This is a genomic window from Nocardia goodfellowii, assembly GCF_017875645.1.
GTDB classification, from domain to species: domain Bacteria; phylum Actinomycetota; class Actinomycetes; order Mycobacteriales; family Mycobacteriaceae; genus Nocardia; species Nocardia goodfellowii.
Genome location: NZ_JAGGMR010000001.1, coordinates 904833 through 924336, shown reverse-complemented (window position 1 = coordinate 924336; position 19504 = coordinate 904833). Strand labels below are relative to the sequence as shown.

At 68.4% G+C, this 19504-nt stretch carries 18 protein-coding genes; 10 read left to right on the top strand and 8 right to left on the bottom strand.

Features of this window, described 5'->3' with window-relative positions; genetic code table 11:
• Positions 1 to 64 precede the first annotated feature (64 nt).
• From BJ987_RS03825 to BJ987_RS03815, 3 genes are all read left to right on the top strand, one after another.
• Entirely contained in the window at positions 65 to 712 is a 648-nt protein-coding gene (locus BJ987_RS03825) for a LysE family translocator (RefSeq protein ID WP_209884728.1), read from the top strand.
• A 148-nt stretch (positions 713 to 860) separates the two neighbouring features.
• On the top strand, positions 861 to 4766 hold the full coding sequence (locus BJ987_RS03820; RefSeq protein WP_209884726.1) for a Pls/PosA family non-ribosomal peptide synthetase: 3906 nt from the start codon (positions 861 to 863) through the stop codon (positions 4764 to 4766).
• Positions 4766 to 6100 (top strand): M1 family metallopeptidase, encoded by a 1335-nt coding sequence (locus tag BJ987_RS03815; RefSeq protein ID WP_209884724.1) that lies wholly within the window; start codon positions 4766 to 4768, stop codon positions 6098 to 6100. The genes BJ987_RS03820 and BJ987_RS03815 overlap by 1 nt, the downstream gene beginning before the upstream one ends.
• A gap of 239 nt (positions 6101 to 6339) precedes the next feature.
• On the opposite strand, the gene BJ987_RS03810 is transcribed toward BJ987_RS03815, so the two are convergent.
• The 3 genes from BJ987_RS03810 to BJ987_RS03800 are packed head-to-tail and all read right to left on the bottom strand — an operon-like array spanning position 6340 to position 7426.
• Entirely contained in the window at positions 6340 to 6528 is a 189-nt protein-coding gene (locus BJ987_RS03810; RefSeq protein WP_209884722.1) for a hypothetical protein, read from the bottom strand.
• 32 nt (positions 6529 to 6560) lie between these two features.
• Entirely contained in the window at positions 6561 to 7013 is a 453-nt protein-coding gene (locus BJ987_RS03805; RefSeq protein ID WP_209884720.1) for a DUF2752 domain-containing protein, read from the bottom strand.
• A gap of 35 nt (positions 7014 to 7048) precedes the next feature.
• Positions 7049 to 7426 carry a glyoxalase superfamily protein gene (locus BJ987_RS03800; RefSeq protein ID WP_209884718.1) on the bottom strand — a complete coding sequence of 126 codons (378 nt, stop codon included), beginning with the start codon at positions 7424 to 7426 and terminating at the stop codon, positions 7049 to 7051.
• A 197-nt stretch (positions 7427 to 7623) separates the two neighbouring features.
• Between BJ987_RS03800 and BJ987_RS03795 the strand changes: the two genes are divergently transcribed.
• The gene (locus tag BJ987_RS03795; RefSeq protein WP_209884716.1) at positions 7624 to 8679 is read left to right on the top strand and encodes an alpha/beta fold hydrolase; all 1056 of its coding nucleotides are present in this window, start codon (positions 7624 to 7626) and stop codon (positions 8677 to 8679) included.
• Between the two features lie 107 nt (positions 8680 to 8786).
• On the opposite strand, the gene BJ987_RS03790 is transcribed toward BJ987_RS03795, so the two are convergent.
• From BJ987_RS03790 to BJ987_RS03780, 3 genes are all read right to left on the bottom strand, one after another.
• Positions 8787 to 9233, bottom strand: a complete 447-nt coding sequence (locus BJ987_RS03790) for a hypothetical protein (protein ID WP_209884714.1) — start codon at positions 9231 to 9233, stop codon at positions 8787 to 8789.
• 97 nt (positions 9234 to 9330) lie between these two features.
• Positions 9331 to 9882: a flavin reductase family protein gene (locus tag BJ987_RS03785; protein ID WP_372446833.1), complete on the bottom strand. Its 552-nt coding sequence runs from the start codon at positions 9880 to 9882 to the stop codon at positions 9331 to 9333.
• A 120-nt stretch (positions 9883 to 10002) separates the two neighbouring features.
• Positions 10003 to 10329, bottom strand: a complete 327-nt coding sequence (locus tag BJ987_RS03780; protein WP_209884712.1) for a 2-oxo-4-hydroxy-4-carboxy-5-ureidoimidazoline decarboxylase — start codon at positions 10327 to 10329, stop codon at positions 10003 to 10005.
• Positions 10330 to 10471: 142 nt separating this feature from the next.
• Here BJ987_RS03780 and BJ987_RS03775 point away from each other — a divergent pair, with 142 nt between their 5' ends.
• From BJ987_RS03775 to BJ987_RS03755, 5 genes are all read left to right on the top strand, one after another.
• Positions 10472 to 11293 carry a crotonase/enoyl-CoA hydratase family protein gene (locus tag BJ987_RS03775; protein ID WP_209884709.1) on the top strand — a complete coding sequence of 274 codons (822 nt, stop codon included), beginning with the start codon at positions 10472 to 10474 and terminating at the stop codon, positions 11291 to 11293.
• A gap of 89 nt (positions 11294 to 11382) precedes the next feature.
• Positions 11383 to 11886, top strand: coding sequence for a MarR family winged helix-turn-helix transcriptional regulator (locus BJ987_RS03770; protein WP_307869455.1), 504 nt, complete (start codon positions 11383 to 11385; stop codon positions 11884 to 11886).
• Positions 11883 to 13652 (top strand): MDR family MFS transporter, encoded by a 1770-nt coding sequence (locus BJ987_RS03765; RefSeq protein ID WP_209884708.1) that lies wholly within the window; start codon positions 11883 to 11885, stop codon positions 13650 to 13652. Before BJ987_RS03770 ends, BJ987_RS03765 begins: the two co-directional genes overlap by 4 nt.
• 2 nt (positions 13653 to 13654) lie before the next feature.
• Entirely contained in the window at positions 13655 to 14902 is a 1248-nt protein-coding gene (locus tag BJ987_RS03760) for a sensor histidine kinase (RefSeq protein ID WP_209884706.1), read from the top strand.
• The gene (locus BJ987_RS03755) at positions 14890 to 15534 is read left to right on the top strand and encodes a response regulator (RefSeq protein ID WP_209884704.1); all 645 of its coding nucleotides are present in this window, start codon (positions 14890 to 14892) and stop codon (positions 15532 to 15534) included. Before BJ987_RS03760 ends, BJ987_RS03755 begins: the two co-directional genes overlap by 13 nt.
• A 39-nt stretch (positions 15535 to 15573) precedes the next feature.
• On the opposite strand, the gene BJ987_RS03750 is transcribed toward BJ987_RS03755, so the two are convergent.
• Positions 15574 to 17085, bottom strand: coding sequence for an alpha/beta fold hydrolase (locus BJ987_RS03750; protein ID WP_209884702.1), 1512 nt, complete (start codon positions 17083 to 17085; stop codon positions 15574 to 15576).
• A gap of 193 nt (positions 17086 to 17278) precedes the next feature.
• Positions 17279 to 17770: an inorganic diphosphatase gene (locus BJ987_RS03745; protein WP_209884700.1), complete on the bottom strand. Its 492-nt coding sequence runs from the start codon at positions 17768 to 17770 to the stop codon at positions 17279 to 17281.
• A 293-nt stretch (positions 17771 to 18063) separates the two neighbouring features.
• Between BJ987_RS03745 and dacB the strand changes: the two genes are divergently transcribed.
• Positions 18064 to 19491, top strand: a complete 1428-nt coding sequence (gene dacB, locus BJ987_RS03740; protein ID WP_307869453.1) for a D-alanyl-D-alanine carboxypeptidase/D-alanyl-D-alanine endopeptidase — start codon at positions 18064 to 18066, stop codon at positions 19489 to 19491.
• The last annotated feature ends 13 nt before the right edge of the window (positions 19492 to 19504 follow it).

Genomic DNA, 19504 nt, shown 5'->3' with positions numbered 1-19504 from the left:
TGAATGAAAATGCATCCAAAAGAATAATGTTGCAATATTCGATCCGATGGGGTCCCATGGAGGGGTGACACTTTCGCTGCTGCTCAGCTTCGTCGGACTCTGCATCCTGCTGTCGCTCACGCCCGGACCGGACACGTTCCTGGTGCTGCGCTATTCGATCGCGGATGCCCGACCCGGTATCGCGGCGGCGATCGGTTCGGCACTCGGCGGAATGGTCTGGGCGCTGGTGGTGGCGGCGGGTGTCGCCGCGCTGCTGGAGCAGTCCGCGACGGCCTATCGGGTATTGAAGCTGGTCGGCGGAATCTACTTGCTGTACTTGGGCGTTCGCGCGCTGGTCGAGCTGCGGAAGCGGCGGCAAGAAGCCGCCGCGGCGGGCGACGAGCTGGCGGCGGTGCAGGCGCGGCAGCCGGCGCCGGCGTCGATTCGCTCGGCGTTCACCGCGGGGGTGATCTCGTGCCTGTTCAACCCGAAGGTCGGGTTGTTCTACCTGGCGGTGCTGCCGCAGTTCCTCTCCGAGGTCACCTTCGTCAACACCCTCGCGCTCGGCGCGATCGAATCCTCTATCGCCGCAGTCGAAATGGTGCTGGTCGCGGTACTCGCCTCGCGGGCGGTCGCGCTGCTGCGCAAGCCCGCCGTGCGGGAGCGCCTGGAACAGGCCTCCGCGGGCATTCTCGCTGCTCTGGGCATCGGCACCGCCGCCTCGGCGGCCTGACCGAGCGTGCGGTTCGCACGCGGAGATCGCCCGGTACCGGAGGTACCGTGGACAGCTGGTCACCGTGGTGTTTGCCCACTGGTAACCCTGGTAGTGCAAGATTTCCGCCGTCTGCGCCAGGTAGGTCTATGAGAGGTGGGCAGGACGTATGCTCCAGCCGGAGGTCGACGCCGTAGCGGGCGAGGACGCGCTGTCGAATCCGTTGCTGCGCGGTCCGCTCGCCCCGCCCGAGCGGACCTTGGTCGACATCCTGGCCGCGACGGCCGACGACTATCCCGACGCGCCCGCCCTCGACGACGGTACGACGGTGCTCGGATATGTCGAGCTGCTGGACGAGGTCGATACCGTGGTCGGGCGGCTGGCCGCGGCCGGTGTGCGGGCGGGGGACCGGGTCGGGGTGCGGATGCCGTCGGGCACCAGCGCGCTCTATGTCACGATTCTGGCGGTGCTGCACGCGGGCGCGGCCTATGTGCCGGTCGATGCCGACGATCCGGAGGAGCGGGCGCGGCTGGTCTTCGGCGAAGCACGCGTCAGCGCGATCGTCACCGATCGCGGGATCGAACGCACGGGGTTCGAAACCCTCACGGCGATAGCCGATTCCACCGCGCCGCCGGTCCCCGCCGACGATGCCTGGATCATCTTCACCTCCGGGTCCACGGGGACACCGAAAGGTGTGGCGGTCACGCACCGCAACGCCGCCGCGTTCGTCGACGCCGAAGCCCGGCTCTTCTTGCGGGACGCGCCGATCGGGCCCGGTGATCGGGTGCTCGCGGGGCTTTCGGTCGCCTTCGACGCCTCCTGCGAGGAGATGTGGCTGGCCTGGCGGCACGGCGCGTGCCTGGTGCCCGCGCCGCGGGCGCTGGTGCGCACCGGGGCCGATCTGGGCCCGTGGCTGGTCCGCAGGGAGATCAGCATCGTCTCCACGGTGCCGACGCTCGCCGCGACCTGGCCCGCGGAGGCGCTGGACTCGGTCCGACTACTCATCTTCGGTGGCGAGGCGGTGCCGCCGGAGCTGGCCGAAAAACTCGCGGGCAACGGCGAGACGGATCGGGAGGTGTGGAACACCTACGGGCCCACGGAGGCCACCGTCGTGGCCTGCGCGGCGCTGCTCGACGGCGGCTGGCCGGTCCGGATCGGCCTCCCGCTGGACGGCTGGGATCTCGCGGTCGTCGACGCGAACGGAAACCCGGTGGGGGAGGGCGAATCCGGCGAACTCGTCATCGGCGGTGTCGGTCTGGCGCGCTATCTGGATCCGGCGAAGGACGCCGAGAAGTACGCTCCGCTCGCCTCGGTCGGCTGGGAACGGGCTTACCGCAGTGGGGATTTGGTACGCAACGACCGCGAAGGCCTGGTGTTCCTCGGCCGGGCCGACGATCAGATCAAGTTGGGTGGCCGCCGGATCGAGCTGGGGGAGATCGACACTGCCCTGCAGCATCTGCCGGGTGTCACGGGTGCGGCCGCCGCGATCCGAACCACCAAGGCGGGCAACAAGATTCTGGTCGGATACTTGACCGGACCGGATGACGAGTTCGACACCGCCGCCGCCAGAGCCCTGCTGGCCGAACAACTTCCGGCACCACTGGTGCCGCGCTTGGCTGTGGTGGCCGAACTCCCCACCCGTACCTCCGGCAAGGTCGATCGCGACGCGCTGCCGTGGCCGTTGCCGAAGCACAAGAACACCGACGCCGATCCCGGTCTCACGCCTACCGCGCAATGGGTTGCCGGACTCTGGGATTCGATTCTGGGCGCGGAGGCCACCGGCGCCGATACCGACTTCTTCGACCTCGGCGGCGGGTCGCTGGCGGCCGCGCAACTGGTCGCGGCGCTGCGCGAACGCTACCCGCATGTCGCGGTGGCCGACCTCTACGACCATCCGCGGCTCGGCGCGCTGGCCGACTTCCTCGACGCCAGCGCTCCGGTCGAGGCGGTCGACGAGCGTGTGGTGCTCCCGACTCCGCTGAGCGCCCAGCTGTTCCAAGTTCTCGCCACCATCCCGTTGACGACGCTCACCGGATTGCAGTGGCTCACCTGGCTGGCGATCGTCGGCAATATCGCCGCCCGGTCCGGCGCGCTGCCGTGGCTGCCGCACCTGTCCTGGTGGTGGGCGCTGGTGGCGTTTCTGCTGTTCATCTCGCCCCCGGGGCGGATGGCCCTGTGCGTCGCCGGGTCCCGGGTGCTGCTGCGCGGTGTCGAACCCGGCAGCTATTCGCGCGGCGGCTGGGTGCATCTGCGCTTGTGGACGGCGGTACGGCTCTCCGAGGCCAGCGGTGCGGAGAACCTGTCGGGCGCACCGTGGATGGTGCCGTTCGCCCGGTCACTCGGCGCGAAGGTCGGCCAGGGCGTGGACCTGCATACGCTGCCGCCGGTGACCGGCATGCTCGAACTGGGCGACGGATGCAGTGTCGAACCCGAGGTCGATCTGTCCGGATACTGGCTCGACGGCGACCTGGTGCATATCGGCCCGATCACCATCGGGGCGGGCGCGGTCGTCGGTGCCCGCTCGATCCTGTTGCCAGGCAGCAAAATCGGCAAGAACGCGGAGGTCGCGCCGGGTTCCGCGGTGTCCGGAAAGGTGAAGGCCGAGCAGGAGTGGGGCGGCTCGCCGGCGGTGAAAGTCGGTAAGGCGCGACACCGCTGGCCCGACAGCACGCCGCCCCGGGCGGCGCACTGGGTGCTCATTTTCGGCATCACCTCGATGGTGCTGGCGGCCGTCCCGATCACCGGGCTCGCCGCGGGTGGCCTCTTCATCGCCTGGTGGATTCGCGGCACTGCCACCCTCACCGCCGGACTCGCCCGCGCGTTCGCGATCCTGCCGGTCGCCGTGCTGCTCAGTCTCGGCGTGTACGCCGTGATCACGATTCTCGCGGTGCGGCTGTTCAGCATCGGTCTGCGGGAGGGCTACCACCCGGTGCGCAGCCGGGTCGGCTGGCAGGTCTGGTCCACCGAGCGGTTGCTGGATTCCGCGCGTACCTTCCTGTTCCCGCTCTACGCCAGCCTGCTCACGCCGATCTGGCTGCGGCTGCTCGGCGCGAAGATCGGCAAGCGAGTAGAGGCGTCGACCGTGCTGCTGCTGCCCAAGTTCACCGTCGTCGCCGACGGCGCCTTCCTGGCCGACGACACCATGATCGGCAGCTATGAACTCGGCGGTGGCTGGTTGCGGATCGGTACGGCGAAGGTCGGCAAACGCGCGTTTCTCGGAAATTCGGGCATGACCGCGCCTGGTCGCCGGGTACCGAAAAACGGTCTGGTGGCGGTGCTTTCGGCCGCGCCGTCCAAAGCCAAGGCGGGTTCCTCCTGGCTGGGCAGTCCGCCGGTGCGGTTGCGCCGTGCGTCGGGAGCGGCCGACACCGAGCGCACCTTCGATCCGCCCGCGCGGCTGCGCCTGGCTCGTGGCATCGTCGAAACATGCAGGCTTATACCGGTATTCGTGACTTTCGCGATCGGGCTCGGGGTGATCTTCGCGCTGGCCTGGCTGGCACAGACCTTCGGTCATCTGATCGCGGCGCTGCTCAGCGGGGTGGTGCTGCTGGCCGCCGGCGCGGTGGCCTGCGCGGGCGCGCTGGTCGCGAAATGGCTTCTGGTGGGGCGGATCCGGGCCGGGGAGCATCCGCTGTGGAGCTCGTTCGTGTGGCGTAACGAGGTCGCGGATACCTTCGTCGAGACCGTGGCCGCGCCCTGGTTCGCGCGTGCCGCGACCGGTACGCCCGTACTCAATGTGTGGTTGCGGGGTCTCGGCGCGAAGATCGGCCGCGGGGTATGGTGCGAGTCCTATTGGCTACCGGAGGCGGACCTGGTGACTCTCGGCGACGGCGCGACCGTGGAACGCGGCTGTGTAGTGCAGACCCACCTGTTCCACGACCGCATCATGGCGATGGACACCGTCACCCTCGGCGCCGGCGCCACCCTGGGCCCGCATTGCGTCGCGCTGCCCGCCTCCTCGATCGGCGCGGGCGCCACCATCGGCCCGGCCTCGCTGGTCATGCGCGGTGATTCGGTGCCGCCGTCGACCCGGTGGTGGGGTAACCCCATCGCGCCGTGGTCCGGGGACCGCTGATGGCGGCCAAGTTCTACGAGCCGCCGATCGACGAGTACCTGCCGCAGAACGGCAATCGGGGCTACCGGGTGACCCGCTATGAATTGGACCTGGTCTACAAGGTCGCGAGCAATCGGCTCGCCGGGCGGGCCGAGATCACCGCCGTCGCGGGTACGGCCCGCGATCGGTTCGCGCTGGATCTCTCCCAATCACTCGGTGTCACGAAGGTTTTCGTGAACGGGGCGAAGGCCGTGAAGTACGTGCACCAGAACGGAAAATTGGTGATCACCCCGGCGCAGCGGATTCCGGCGGGCGGCGCGCTGGTGCTGGTCGTGCAGTACGCGGGCGTGCCGAAGCCGGTGCGCGGCCCGTGGGGCGAGGTCGGCTGGGAGGAACTGACCGAGGGTGCGCTGGTGGCCAGCCAACCCAACGGCGCCGCCTCCTGGTTTCCCTGTGACGACCACCCGAGTTCGAAAGCCAGCTACCGCATTTCGATCACCACCGACAGCCCGTTCTACGCCCTGGCCAACGGCAGGCTGCTGCGCAAGCAGACCAAGGCCAGCCAGACCACCTGGGTGTATGAGCAGACCGAACCGATGGCGACCTACCTGGCGACCATTCAGATCGGCCTGTATCAGAAGTATCGGGTCGGTCCGGTGCAGAGCCCGGTGCCGATGCACGCGGTGCTGCCAGCCCGGCTGCGCCTGCACTTCGAGCACGATTTCGCGCGGCAACCGCAGATGATGGACCTGTTCACCGAACGGTTCGGCCCCTATCCGTTCGAGTCCTACACCGTGGTCGTCACCGGCGACGAGCTGGAGATTCCCATTGAGGCGCAGGGGATTTCGGTGTTCGGCGCGAATCACTGCGACGGGCGGCGCGGCGCTGAACGCCTGGTGGCGCACGAGTTGGCGCATCAGTGGTTCGGGAACAGCGTCACCATCCGGCAATGGCGGGATATCTGGCTGCACGAGGGTTTCGCCTGCTACGCCGAATGGATCTGGTCGGAGGAGTCCGGCGGCCCGACCGCCGACCAGCAGGCCCGCGCGGCCCGGCACAACCTGGCGCGGCAGCCGCAAGATATCGCGATCGGCGATCCGGGCCCGCTGCGCATGTTCGACGATCGGGTGTACAAACGCGGTGCGCTGACCCTGCACGCGCTGCGGCTGGAACTCGGCGACCTGGCCTTCTTCGATCTAGTGCGGGACTGGACCCTGCGTTACCGGCACGGTTCGGCCGATACCGAGGAGTTCACCGATCTGGCCGGGCATTACAGCTCGCTCCCGCTGCGCCCGCTGTGGGACAGCTGGTTGCGCCGGGAGCAGTTGCCCGCGTTGCCGCCGCCCCGGCGTTAGCGGACGTGGCCGCGCCCAGGCGTTAGCAGACGTGGCCGCACCCAGGCGTTAGCAGACATTGCCGCCGCACCAGGCGTTAGCAGATCTCGCCGCCGTGCTAGGCGTTCAGCAGACGTTGCCGCCGCCCCGGCGTTAGCAGACGTTGCCGCTGCACCAGGCGTTTAGCGGACCCCGCCGCTGCCCGAGCGTTCGTAGACCCCGCCGCCGCCCGAGCGCTCGTAGACTCCACCGCCCCGGCGCTAGGAGACCAGGTAGCGGGCGGCGAGCTTTTCGACCAGCGGATCGTCTTCGGCGACGCTGTCGAGGTCGTCCAGGTCGGTGGTCAGCGAAATCTGGCGCGGATCGTCGTGCTCGGCATCCGGTGGCCCGTCCTCGCCGAGCTGGCGGACGATCTTCGCGCGGACGCGTTGCTTCAGGGAATCGCTCATGGTTATCGCGTGCCCTATCTGCCGGCGGTCAATCAGACAGGGGCGAGCCAGGTGCCCCAGGGGGTGTTGCGGAGAACCGAGAAGATCACGACCAAGATGGCCAGGACCACCAGCGCGGGCCGGTTGACCCGCGGCAGGGTCAGGCGCTTGCCGCGCCAGGCGCGCACGGTCCACCGGCCGACGAACCACGTGAAGATGACCAGCAGTGGGATGGCGATCAGATTGCTGTGCAGCGAATCGATGATCCGCCCGTCGGTCAGGTTATGCACCGCGCGCATGCCGCCGCAGCCGGGGCAGTAGATCCCGGTGAGCGTGTAGACGGGGCACAGGCCGTAGGACCCTTCGACGTGCGGATCCCGGAAGTGCACCAGCGCAACGGCTCCGATACCGGCGGCGGCCGTGAGCAGCGGCGCGGCCACGGCGCGCCATCCCGAATGCTTCGCCGGGTGCGCGGCCGGGCCGGGGGCGAGGTGCGTGCTGTCCACAAGCACCCACGGTAGCCGCGCCGCCGGTTGACCGGCTAGTCCGGTTGGGCGAATCGCAAGGTGTTGCCGAAGGGGTCGGTCAGGTCGAACCCGGGCCCGCCCGGACCGTCTTGCGGACAACCGGGTTTCGCGAAGCGGTAGTTCTTGGGCGCGAGTTCGGCATGGAAAGCGTGGATGTCGTCGACGGCGATCCATACCACCGAGCCCGGGGTGCCGTCGCCGTGGTGCTCGCTGAGATGCAACGTCGCCGCCGACCGCGACACCTGGGTGTACAGCGGGAAATCGGCCTGGAAACGGTGCTCCCAATCGACGGTGAAGCCCAGATAGTCGCGATAGAACTCGTAGGCCTTGGCCACGTCGAACATCCGCAGCACGGGAATCGGTGCGGCCAGGCCGATCTGCTCGATTGCCATGTCGTGATCATGCCACCGGGTACCGACAGCGCCGGAACGGCTGGGCCCCCGGCATTTTCGGGTGCGGACGCGTTTGTTCGCCGGACCGATTTTCGGGTATCCAACAGTTGGACTCAGGATTTCCGTCATCAAGTGCTTGCACTAGCTAGCACGCAGCTTGCACTGTACTGTGGCGGCAGACACAAAGGAGTGCTCGAATGCTGGTCACGTCGATGAAGACGCTGGCGGGAATCCGCGGCGCCGAGCCGTTAACGGCCGCCTACCGTGCGAGTTTGCGGTCTCGCACCTTTGCCACCGCGTCGTTGAACAAGCCCGCCACGCCACCCCAGGTCATTCCGGTGACCACCGTCGACGGCGCCCGGCTTCGAGTGCACGCCTACGGCCCCGCGGACGGCGACGTGATCGTGCTGATCCACGGCTGGAGTTGCAGTATCGAGTACTGGAACCCGCAGATCAACGCGCTCGCCGACCGCTATCGCGTGGTCTGCTACGACCAGCGCGGCCACGGCGCGAGCGACCTGGGCCGGCGCAGCCCGAGCGCCGACACCCTCGCCGACGACCTCGGCACCGTCCTCGACGCGACCCTGCCACGCGGTCGCCGCGCGGTGCTCGCCGGGCACAGCATGGGCGGAATCACCTTGCAGGCGTGGGCCGCTCGCTATCCGGAGCAGGTCCGTGAGCGCGCCGCCGCGGTACTGCTGGTGAACACCGCCGCGGGCGGCATCCGGTACGAGACCGATCTGCTACCCCTGTTGAACAAGCCGCTGGCGGTAGCGAAACGCCCGGTCACCGTGTTCGGCGCGGGTGTGCGGATGCCGCTGCTGCTCGCCGAGACCGTGTTGTCCGCGCCGGTGCCGCTGCCCGGACTCTGGCCGGTCAGCCTGATCTTCAAGAACCGGGTGATGGCCGCGACCGCCACCGCCGACGAGGTCGATTTCTGCTTCGGCGTCGTGCGCTCGTGTCGCCCGCTGGCCCGCGGCCTGCATGCCGCCGCGCTCGCCGAGATCGACCTCGGTGACGCCGCCGAGAATCTGAGCGTGCCCACCACCGTGATCGCGGGCGAGCACGACAAGCTGCTACCGGAACGGATGAGCCGCCCGATCGTGCGGGCGCTGCGCGCGGCGGGCAGCCTGGTCGATTACCACGTCTGGCCGACCGGGCACCTCGGCAATATCGAGGCCGCCGACCGTTTCAACGCCGAACTCGTCTCGCTCGTCGAGCGCACACGCCGCCGGACCGCCACAGCGGTCTGAATTCGTTTCTCCTGGGGCGGTCAACGACGCCCGGCCCAGAAGCAACGCCACAGGAAAGCCCCGTAGCTCCTCGTGGAGTTACGGGGCTTTCCTTGCTGGGCAAGGACTTACGCGGAAACGGTGCCGCCGTACTCGTTCCAGGACCGGCCCTTGGACTTGCAACCGAAACTGCCGTGGAAGCCGACTTCGCAACGCGCCCCGGCGAACTCGATGTACGGGCCCCACGCGCCGTCGCCGGTCTTGACGTCGTAGATGCTCGGGTTGCCGCCGGGCAGGGTGCGCGACCCGGGAGTGAAGGTCGGATGCGCGGGCAGCCACGGCTGATCGATGGCGATGTCGGGCACCGGAATCGGGACCGGCAGGAAGCTGTACTGCAACCGGGCCCGGTCGGCTCCGAAGTCGCAGCCCACGGTGCCATCAGGCGCGATCGCGCAGTTCCGGCTGCCGACGCTGAAGTAGACGGTGTCCTCGGCGTGTGCCGTCGCCGCGAGCACAGCCGGAGCTAACCCGGCGACAGCGACCGCGCCGGCAAGACTTTGGATGGTCCGTTTCATGAAGACTCCCTGGAAGAGATCGGCCCCCCTGCGGACAAACTGTTCTGCCTGTCGATTCTCCAGCGGTCTTCGTTTCAAACGGGATGATCGGCGGGACTCAGTGGTCGAGTTCCGTCGGACGGTGATAGCGGCCGCGGTAATAGAGAAGTGGTGCGGCCGAAGGCTTTTCGTCGGTCTGATCGTGCACGCGGGTGACCAGGCCGACCACGAGGGTGTGGTCACCGATCGGAATGAGTTGCTGAACGGTGGCGCGGAACCAGATCGGCGTCCCGTGCAGCACCGGCTCGCCGGTCTCCAGCGTGGTCCACAACGAGTGGTCGGCGAAGCGCTGCTCGGCGCTGCGGGAGAACCGCTGCGCCAGGTGCTGCTGGTGCTCGCCGAGAAAGTGGATGACCACCGATTCGGCACTCAGCATGGCCTGGATGCTGGAGGAAGTGTGCGCGATATTGAACGAGATCAGCGGCGGTTCCAGCGACAGCGACGCGAACGAGGTGGCGGTGAAGCCGACCGGACCGGTCGCGGAGTCGAGGGTGACCACGGTGACACCGGCCGGGTAGTGCCGCATGGAGGCGCGGTACAGCTCGGCGGTGATCCCGCTCAGGTCATCCGGGATCGCGATGCCGGTCTCGGGCGGTAGTGCTTCGGTCACACGACGAAACTACGCCCAGATCGCCGGGCGGTGCGTGGGTGTGCCCGATCGCCGACCGTAGGCGACCCTGATGACCTGTGACTTTGCGGCGAGAAGTGATTCCATCCACGTCGAGTCGAACTACGGGCGGTACTCCGGGAACCCATCGCTCGGGCCGAGCATGGTGTCGATCCGGTCCCGGGTGACGCGGGCCAGTTCGGCTGCCGTCCGGCTCGCCAGCGGCTCGTGCACCACCGCGTCGAGCGCTCGCTCCAGATCCGGGGAGGACAGGGCCAGCACCTCGGCATCCGCCATGGCCAGCAGCGCGTCCCGATCCGGGAAGGGCCGGGCGTCGGCGAGCCGGGCGGCCCAGGTGACATTGGCGCAGCATTCGAACAGGGCGTGCACGGCGCGACCACGACTCAGGGTGTTGAAGCGGTCGAGTCCGATTCCTTGATGCATCAGCATGATGACCTCCGACCTGTGGTACAGGTTTGCTGATCTGACAATGATCCGCCGTGCGGGGTGCCGGAGCCAGCCGTATGGCAGCGATTTTGCGCAGCTTTTACACCGCGAGGCCGGTGCGGGGGCCGCGCAGTACGCTGTACAAATGACTGATTGGCAGGCTTTCACCGTCGAGACCAAGGACCACGTCGCACAGGTGACGCTGACCGGTCCCGGCAAGGGCAACGCGATGGGCCCGGATTTCTGGCGCGAACTCCCGCTCGTCTTCGCTGAACTGGACGCCGACCCCGAGGTGCGCGCCATCGTGCTCACCGGCTCGGGTAAGCATTTCTCCTACGGCCTGGATCTGCCCGCCATGGCCGGCACGTTCGGCCCGTTGCTCGCCGAGCAGGCGCTCGCCGCGCCGCGCACCGATTTTCTCAAGGAGATCCGCCGGATGCAGGACTCGGTGACCGCCGTCGCCGACTGCGGTAAGCCCGTCATCGCGGCGGTCTCCGGCTGGTGCATCGGCGGCGGACTGGACCTGATCGCCGCCGTCGATATCCGCTACGCCAGTGCCGAGGCCAAATTCAGCCTGCGCGAGGCGAAGGTCGCGATCGTGGCCGATATCGGTTCGCTGCACCGGTTGCCGGGCATCATCGGCGAGGGACATCTGCGCGAGCTGGCCTACACCGGCAAGGACATCGATGCCGCCCGTGCCGAGAAGATCGGCCTGGTCAACGAGGTGTTCGCCGATCAGGCCGCCGTGCTGGACGCCGCGCACGCTACCGCCCGCGAGATCGCCGCGAACCCGCCGCTGGTGGTGCAAGGCGTGAAGGACGTGCTGGATCAACGGGACAAGTCGGCGGTCGCCGAGGGTCTGCGTTATGTCTCGGCGTGGAACGCGGCCTTCCTGCCGTCCGAGGACCTCACCGAGGCGATTCAAGCCGTCTTCGAGAAGCGGGAGCCGCAGTTCAAGGGACGGTAGAACACCGGGAAATTACTTGCTCTTTCCTTTCGCGCTGCGTACTACTTGTATCGAGCAACTAATTGATTGATGCAAGTAAAGGTGAGTCGGTGGACCTGGACGAACTGGCAGTCGACACGATCGCGGTGCAGCTCACGCGGCTGCAACGGCTGCGTGAGCGCACCGCTGTGCAGGTGCGCAACAGCGCCGGGGTAGATCCGGCGGCCTTCGCGATCCTGTTCCGGTTGCTGTGCGACGGCCCGATGCGCTCGGGCGCACTGGCCGACGCGCTGTACTCCGACGCTTCGACGATCAGTCGTCAGGTCGCGCAACTGGTGGAACGCCAGCTGCTGCGCCGCACAGCCGATCCGGCGGACGGCCGCGCTTCGGTTCTCGTGGTCACCGACCGGGGCCGCGAGGTCGCCGAGGAGATTCGGCTGCGCCGCCGCGCCAACCTCACCCGGGTGCTGGCGGACTGGGCGCCGGCGGACCGGACGCGATTCGCGGAACTGCTGCGGCAGTTCGTCGACGACTTCGATCGGATCCGGCCCAGCATGGTCGCCACCGCGATCGCCGCGCACGCGAACGAGAGCGAAACGGAGCAAGTGTCGTGACCACCGCGACCGCGGAGCCGCAGACCAGCTTCAGCCACCGACAGATCCTCACGATCATGAGCGGTCTGATGCTCGGCATGCTGCTGGCCTCCCTCGACCAGACCATCGTCTCCACGGCCATCCGCACCATCGCCGACGACCTGCACGGATACTCCATGCAGGCGTGGGCCACCACCGCCTACCTGATCACCGCGACCCTCACCACGCCGCTGTACGGCAAGCTCTCCGACATGTTCGGCCGAAAGCCGTTCTTCATGGCCGCGATCGTGTTGTTCGTGCTCGGGTCGCTGCTGTGCACGCTGGCGCAATCGATGTACCAGCTCGCCGCGTTCCGGGCCTTCCAGGGCCTGGGCGCGGGTGGTCTGATGTCGCTGGCGCTGGCCATCCTCGGTGACATCGTCAGCCCGCGGGAACGGGCCCGCTATCAGGGCTACTTCCTCGCGGTGTTCGGTACTTCCAGTGTGATCGGCCCGGTGCTCGGCGGACTGTTCGCCGGGCAGGACACGCTGCTCGGGGTGGCCGGATGGCGCTGGGTGTTCCTGGTGAACGTGCCCCTGGGCCTGCTCGCGCTGGCGGTGGTGTCGAAGGTGCTGAAGCTGCCGAGGAAGCCGCACTCCACCGACCGGGTCGACTGGTGGGGTGTGCTGGTACTGGCCGTGGGCCTGGTGCCGCTGCTCATCGTGGCCGAGCAGGGCCGGGAATGGGGTTGGGGCAGTACGGCTTCCATCGCCTGCTACGTCATCGGCGCGGCCGGTGTCCTCGGCTTCATCGTGGTGGAGAAGGGTCTGAAGGACACGGCGCTGATCCCGCTGCGGATTTTCGCCAACCGCACTTTCGCGCTCGGCGCGGTCATCTCGTTCGTGGTCGGTTCGGCCATGTTCGGCGGTATCTCGCTACTGCCGCAATATCTACAGGTGGTCAAGGGCGCGAGCCCGACGATGGCCGGTATGCAGATGCTGCCGATGGTGCTCGGCCTGATGATCGGTTCGGTGCTGTCGGGCCAGCTGATCTCCCGGACCGGGCGCTACCGCGTCTTCCCGATCCTCGGTGCGTCCATGCTGACGCTGGGGCTGTTCCTGCTGCACTTCCTCACCGCCGACAGTCCGCTGTGGCTGGCGATGATCTTCATGGCCTGCACCGGCTTCGGCCTGGGCAACCTGATGCAGCCGCTGACCCTGGCGTTGCAGAACGCGTTGCCGCCCAGGGACATGGGTGTGTCGACCGCGTCGGCGACCTTCTTCCGGCAGATCGGCGGCACGCTGGGTGTCGCGGTGTTCCTGTCGATCCTGTTCGCGCAGCTGACGCCGAACATCACCGATCAACTGCGGGGCGCGGCCGAGGATCCGGCCTTCCAGCAGGCTGTGGCGGCAGGGCTGCGCAGCAGCAACCCGGCCGATGTCGAGCTGGCGAAAGGGCTTGTCGCACAAGATACCTCGGCCGCCGCGGACGTGCTGAAAGACAGCTCGATCATTCAGGAGTTGAGCCCGGAGCTGGCCCGGCCGTTCCAGGTGGGCTTCGCCGACTCCATGTCGTCGGTGTTCCTGTCGGCGACCGGCCTCGCGCTGATCGGGTTGATCCTGGTGCTGTTCTGGAAGGAAGTGCCGCTGCGCACCGCCGGTGGCATCCAGGCCGCCAGTGACGCCATACGGAAGGAGCCGCCCTCGATGCTGGAAACCGAATTGTCGGTGACGGATCGAGCCGGTCTGCTGCTCGCGGGCGGCGAAGTGGCGCAACCGCCGGCGCGCGGCTCCGGCAGCACACCATAGGCATGGATGTTCGTCGGTACCTCCGGGACCGGCTGCGGCAGCTACCTGCCGCGGTCGGTTACCTGGTGGTCGGGGGCGTGACCGGCCTGGTCGCGATGTTCGCTGTTGTCGTGCTGGCGTTCGTGGCCGGGTTGAGCGTGATCGGGGTCGGGCTGCCGGCGATACCCGAGACCGTCCGTTTGCTGCGGCCGTTGGTCGCGTTCGAACGCCGTCGGGCCGCGAAGCGACTGGGTACCCCCATCGCGGCGGTCTACCAGCCGTTGACCGGCAGCCTGAAACAGCAACTCACCACGGTGTGCACCGACCCGGCCAACCGGCGTGATCTCGGTTGGCTGTCGCTGCACGCGCTGACCGGTCTCGTGCTGGGCTGCATCGCCTTGATCCTGCCGTTCAGCGTGCTCAATCTGGTTCTGCTGCTCGGATATTGGAAATTCCTCCCGGAAGACGACCCCGCCTCCAATATCGGCATCGATGTCGTCTCCTGGCCGACCGCACTGCTGACCGCGCTGATGGCCGTGCCGCTCGGCCTGGTCGTCCTGCAGACGCCGGTGTTCGCTCGCGCGCAGGCTCTGGTCGCGCGAGCGCTGCTCGGGCCTCCCGAGGGGGCGGCGCTGGCCGATCGGGTGGCCGAGCTGACCGCCACCCGCGCCGCCGCGCTCGACGCGCACGGCGCCGAATTGCGCCGCATCGAGCGGGATTTGCATGACGGTGCGCAGGCCCGGATCGCGGCGGTGATCATGCAACTCGGCCTGGCCGACCAGCTTCGCGTGCGGGATCCGGACGCGGCCGACGCCATGGTCCGCAAGGCGCAGGACACCGCCACGGCCGCGCTGGCCGAACTGCGTGATGTCGTGCGCAGCGTCTATCCGCCGGTGCTCTCCGATCGCGGACTGGTCAGCGCCATCTCGGCGCTCGCCGCGCGCAGCCCGATCCCGTGCGTGCTGGATCTGAGCGGAGTCGGCCGCCGGCCCGCGGCGGTGGAGGCGGCGGCCTATTTCGTGATCGCCGAGGCGCTCACCAACGCGACCAAACACAGTTCTGCCGAAGGTATTTCGATCACGCTCGGCGGAGCGCCCGAACTGCTGGTCATCGCGGTCGCCGATGACGGCGTAGGGGGCGCGCGGGAAACCGAGGACGGTGGGTTGGCGGGCATTCGCCGCCGGGCCGAAGCCCTGGACGGACGGATGACGCTCACCAGTCCCGCGGGTGGGCCTACTGTATTGCGGGTGGAGTTGCCGTGCGGGTCATGATCGCCGAGGACGACGCCCTGCTACGGGAGGGCCTGGTGCTGTTGTTGAGCACCGCGGGCATCGAAGTGGTCGCGGCCGTCGACAATGCCGACGATTTCCTCACCGCGGTGCGGGCCGACCGTCCGGACGCCGTGGTGGTCGATGTCCGCTTGCCGCCCACGTTCACCGATGACGGACTACGGGCCGCCGTGCGCGCCCGCGCCATCCATCCGGGCCTGCCGGTGCTGGTGCTGTCGTCCTACGTGGAGGACAGTTACGCCGCCGAACTCCTCGGCGACGGAGCCGGAGCCGTCGGCTATCTGCTCAAGGAACGGGTCGGGAAGGTCGATCGTTTCCTGGACACGCTGCGCCGCGTCGCGGCCGGGGGCACGGCGATGGACCCGGAGGTGATTTCGCAGCTGCTCGTGCGGCGCAAAGCCGACGATCCGCTGGCCACGCTGACCGCGCGGGAACGCGAAGTGCTCGCCCTGATGGCGGAGGGACACAACAACGCCACCATCGCCGAGCGGCTCGTGGTCACCGAAGGCGCTGTGCACAAACATATTCGGAGCATCTTCGCGAAGCTGGGCTTGGCGGCCGACGAGGTCGGGCACCGGCGCGTGCTCGCTGTCCTGGCCTACCTGAACGCCTGAAACGCCGGAACCCGCAAGGGGTTCCGGCGTTCAGCGGTATCAGTCCGCCCGGCAGGAGTAGTCCTGCTCCGGCAGCGTGCCCGTATCGAAATAGGTGTTGATCGCCCCGTAGACGCAGGTGTTCGGGTAGTTGCCGAAGATGGCGTGGATCGGGACGTCCTGCAAAGTCACCATCCGCGAACCGTCGAGCGCCCGCCGCATCGCCTGCGCGGCCCCGTAGGTGGTGCGGGTATCGCCGGTGGATTGCACGATCAGTGCCGGCGACGAATTGTCGACCACCGTGGGCGTCTCGGCCGGCGGAGTCCAGAAGGCGCACGGCGTGATGTTGTTGGAGAACGCCCCGAATACCGGCTGGCTCGCCCGCGCCGCCTCGATATTGCCCCAGTACCAGGACGGATCCCGGGGTACGCCCACATCACCGCACATGATCGCCATCTGCGCCGAGCCGTCCTCGGGCAGCGCGGCGGTCGCGAAGGCGAGCATCGAGTCCAGTTCCGGACCCGGCTGCACCGGATTGCCGTCGGCGGCGTCGGCGATCTGCCGGAGTTGGGCGCTGATCAGCGGGTATTTGCGGGGGTCGTCGAGTCCGACGTAGGGCACCAGCGGCAACCAGTGGTCGTCGACGAGGTACTTGCCCACCGGGATCGGCTCCCGGCCCGCGCGCTCGATCAGGGCGACGAGGGTGGCCCGCACCTGCGCACGCGTTGCGCCAAAACGGAATTCGCTGTCGTGGGCGGCCGCCCAATCGGCCCAGAGATCCAGTGCCGCCTCGTTGGCCGGACCCATGTCCCGCAGCATGCCCGCGCCGTAGCGGTCCGGATCCACCGAGCTGTCCAGCACGAAACGATCGCTGCGCTCGGGGAACATCTGCAGGAAGACCGAGCCCAGGTAGGTGCCGTAGGAGGTGCCGTAGTAGCTGATCCGGTCCGCGCCGAGCAGACCGCGGATGACGTCCATGTCCCGGGCCGTGTTGCGAGTGCTGAAGTGCCGCAACGTATCTCCGTAGGCGGCGGCGCAACGCCCGGCCAGCTCGGACTGCATGGCGACCGATTCCGCGAACGAGGTCGCGTCGGTTCCGGCCGAGTGCAGGCCGAAGCCGCGCGGCCAGCCGCAGTCGATCGGCGTCGACCGGCCGACACCGCGCGGGTCCATGCCGATCAGGTCATAGGCGGCCCGGCCCTGCGGTGTGAGCGCCGCGCCCACGTCGACCATGAAGTCGAGGCCCGGGCCGCCTGGTCCGCCGGAGTTGGACATCATGATGCCGCGGCGCTGGGCCGGATCGGCGGCGGGGATGCGGGAGATGGCCACGGTGATGGTGCGGCCCTGCGGCTCAGCGTAATTCAGCGGCACGGTGACATCGGCGCACTGTGCGCCGGCCGGGTCCAAGCGGGGATCGTCGCACGACTTCCAGGTCAGCTCTTGCTGTGCGAAGCGCGCGAGCGGATCCGCCGGTGCGGCGACAACCGTTCCGGCCCCGGCCAATACACCGGTGACCGCGGCCAGCACCGCGATCACCCTCTGCTTGCGTTTCCTCCGCCGATCGACGGTCATGGCTTCCTCTCCCGTTCGGGCCGGGCGGAACATCGTCCCGGTCCACGTCGAGCCTAGGAATTCCAAGCTGTCCCGCCCATGGCGTACGCGCCCGAATCCGGGTTCGCGACTGGGGGAGTGACCGCGGTAGTGCCAGCACTACCGCACAGAAAAGCGGGAGGTCCGTACGGACCTCCCGCTCTTCGCCGGGGGCTCAGTGGCCGCCGTTCTCCTGCAGACGCTTGAACGAAGCCTCGACCTCGGCCTCCGCCTCGGCGCGACCGACCCACTCCGAGCCCTTGACGTACTTGCCCGGCTCCAAGTCCTTGTAGCGCTCGAAGAAGTGCTTGATGTCGGCCAGGTCGTTCGCGGGCACATCGGCCAGATCCTGGATGTGGTCCCAGCGGTGGTCCCCCGCGGGCACGCACAGCACCTTGGCGTCGCCGCCGGCCTCGTCTTCCATCTTGTACATGGCGACGGGGCGGGCCTCGACGATCACGCCCGGGTACACCGAGGCGGGCATCAGGATCAGCGCGTCCAGCGGATCGCCGTCCTCACCGAGGGTGTTCTCGATGAAGCCGTAGTCGGCCGGGTAGACCATCGAGGTGTAGAGGTAGCGGTCGAGACGGACGCGCCCGGTCTCGTGGTCGACCTCGTACTTGTTGCGGGAACCCTTGGGGATCTCGATGGTGACGTCGAACTCCACGCCATCTCCTTCTGCGCTGATATGTCTAGAGCAGGCACGACTGCCGACTCGCCAGGTTGTACGGGGGAACGCTAGCGGTACGAGGATAGTGTGGGCGGTGGGGCCGCAGGAGCGGAGCCTGCGGAGCGACCAGAGTGAATGCAGGAGCGGAGCCTGCGGGAGTGACCAGAGTGAATGCAGGAGCGGAGCCTGCGGAGTGACCAGATGAGCAGGACAGGTGCACGGGAGTGCGCTCGGCGAAGCCAGGGAGACGGCGGCACGTGGTAGGTGGCAACAACAGCAATGGTGGCGTCGTGCCCGCTCGACGGCGCAAAACGTGGATCCCGATCGTGCTCGTGCTGACCGTGCTACTCGCGGCGGGCGTCTCGGGATTGGTGGTGCTGCGGCCGTGGACGCCGGAGTTCCGGCACGGCGGGCTGACCATCGCCGAACCGCCGGCGCCGGTGAAACCGGCCCCCCAGGTGGTTCCCGCGCCGCCGAACGCGCCCGCGCCGACACCGGCCGGGCTGTCGGCGGCACTCGCGCAGGTCGTCTCGAATCCGGATCTGGGCGCGTTCTCCGGGGTGGTGACCGACGCGGACAGCGGCACCACACTGTGGAGCCAGGACGCGGACCGGTCGATGATTCCGTCTTCCACGGCGAAGATCCTGCTGTCCGCGGCCGCGCTACTGGCCCTGCCCGCCGATTCCCGGGTGCTCACCAAGGTGGTCACCGGTGCGGCGCCGAACGAACTCGTGCTGGTCGGCGGCGGTGATCCGACGCTGACCGCGCAGCCCGACGGCAAGGGCTATTACCCGGACGCTCCGCGCCTGTCCGACCTGGTCGAGCAGATCCGCAAGTCCGGTCGCAAGGCCGACACCATCGTCGTCGACACCTCCGCCTACGCGGGCCCGACCATGGCCCAGGGCTGGGAGGGCAGCGATATCCCGGGCGGCTCCATCGCGCCGATCGAATCGGTGATGATCGACGGCGGCCGGTTGGATCCGCTGGTCGAATACTCCCCGCGCACCCCGACTCCCGCGCTGGCCGCCGGTCAGGCGCTGGCCGTCGCGCTCGGGCTGGATCCGGCGAAGGTCCGGATCGGCACTGCCGCCCCGGGTGCGCCCGAGGTCGCGACGGTGAAGTCCGCACCGCTCAAGGAGCGGCTGCATCAGCTGATGGTGCATTCCGACAATGTGCTCGCCGAAACCGTCGCCCGGGAAATCGCCAAAGCCACCGGCCGCGAACCCTCGTTCGCGGGCGCGGTGGCCGCGGTGGCCGCCACCCTGACCAAGGCGGGCTTCGAGCTGAACGGAATGGTCATGCACGACGCGAGTGGGCTTTCCACCGATGACCGGGTGTCCCCGCGCGTGCTCGACAAGGTCCTCTCCACCGCCGCACGCCCCACCGGAAACCAGCTGGTGCAGCCGACCGGCACCAAGGCCGTGCCCGAAAACAGCCAGCTCGCCGCGACTTTGGCGCCCATGCTGGATGACCTGCCGATCGCCGGCGCCACCGGCTCGCTGGCGCCGCGCTATGTCGCGCAGAATCACCACGCCGCGGGTTGGGTGCGGGCCAAGACCGGAACTCTGTCGGTGTCCAGCACGTTGGTCGGGTATGTGCTCGACCGAGACGGCCGAGTGCTGACCTTCGCACTGATGTCGAATGATCGGCCCCCCGAGGTGAGCAGGCCCGCCTTGGACGCTATCGCCGGCACGTTGCGTAACTGTGGATGCTCGTGACGGGTGGTTGACC

What these genes read in the sequence shown, in the direction of transcription:
- BJ987_RS03820 (WP_209884726.1), top strand. Translation starts at nt 861, where the DNA reads ATGCTCCAGCCGGAGGTCGACGCCGTAGCGGGCGAGGACGCGCTGTCG.
- BJ987_RS03815 (WP_209884724.1), top strand. Translation starts at nt 4,766, where the DNA reads ATGGCGGCCAAGTTCTACGAGCCGCCGATCGACGAGTACCTGCCGCAG.
- BJ987_RS03810 (WP_209884722.1), bottom strand. Translation starts at nt 6,528, where the DNA reads ATGAGCGATTCCCTGAAGCAACGCGTCCGCGCGAAGATCGTCCGCCAG.
- BJ987_RS03800 (WP_209884718.1), bottom strand. Translation starts at nt 7,426, where the DNA reads ATGGCAATCGAGCAGATCGGCCTGGCCGCACCGATTCCCGTGCTGCGG.
- BJ987_RS03795 (WP_209884716.1), top strand. Translation starts at nt 7,624, where the DNA reads ATGCTGGTCACGTCGATGAAGACGCTGGCGGGAATCCGCGGCGCCGAG.
- BJ987_RS03790 (WP_209884714.1), bottom strand. Translation starts at nt 9,233, where the DNA reads ATGAAACGGACCATCCAAAGTCTTGCCGGCGCGGTCGCTGTCGCCGGG.
- BJ987_RS03780 (WP_209884712.1), bottom strand. Translation starts at nt 10,329, where the DNA reads ATGCTGATGCATCAAGGAATCGGACTCGACCGCTTCAACACCCTGAGT.
- BJ987_RS03775 (WP_209884709.1), top strand. Translation starts at nt 10,472, where the DNA reads ATGACTGATTGGCAGGCTTTCACCGTCGAGACCAAGGACCACGTCGCA.
- BJ987_RS03760 (WP_209884706.1), top strand. Translation starts at nt 13,655, where the DNA reads ATGGATGTTCGTCGGTACCTCCGGGACCGGCTGCGGCAGCTACCTGCC.
- BJ987_RS03750 (WP_209884702.1), bottom strand. Translation starts at nt 17,085, where the DNA reads ATGACCGTCGATCGGCGGAGGAAACGCAAGCAGAGGGTGATCGCGGTG.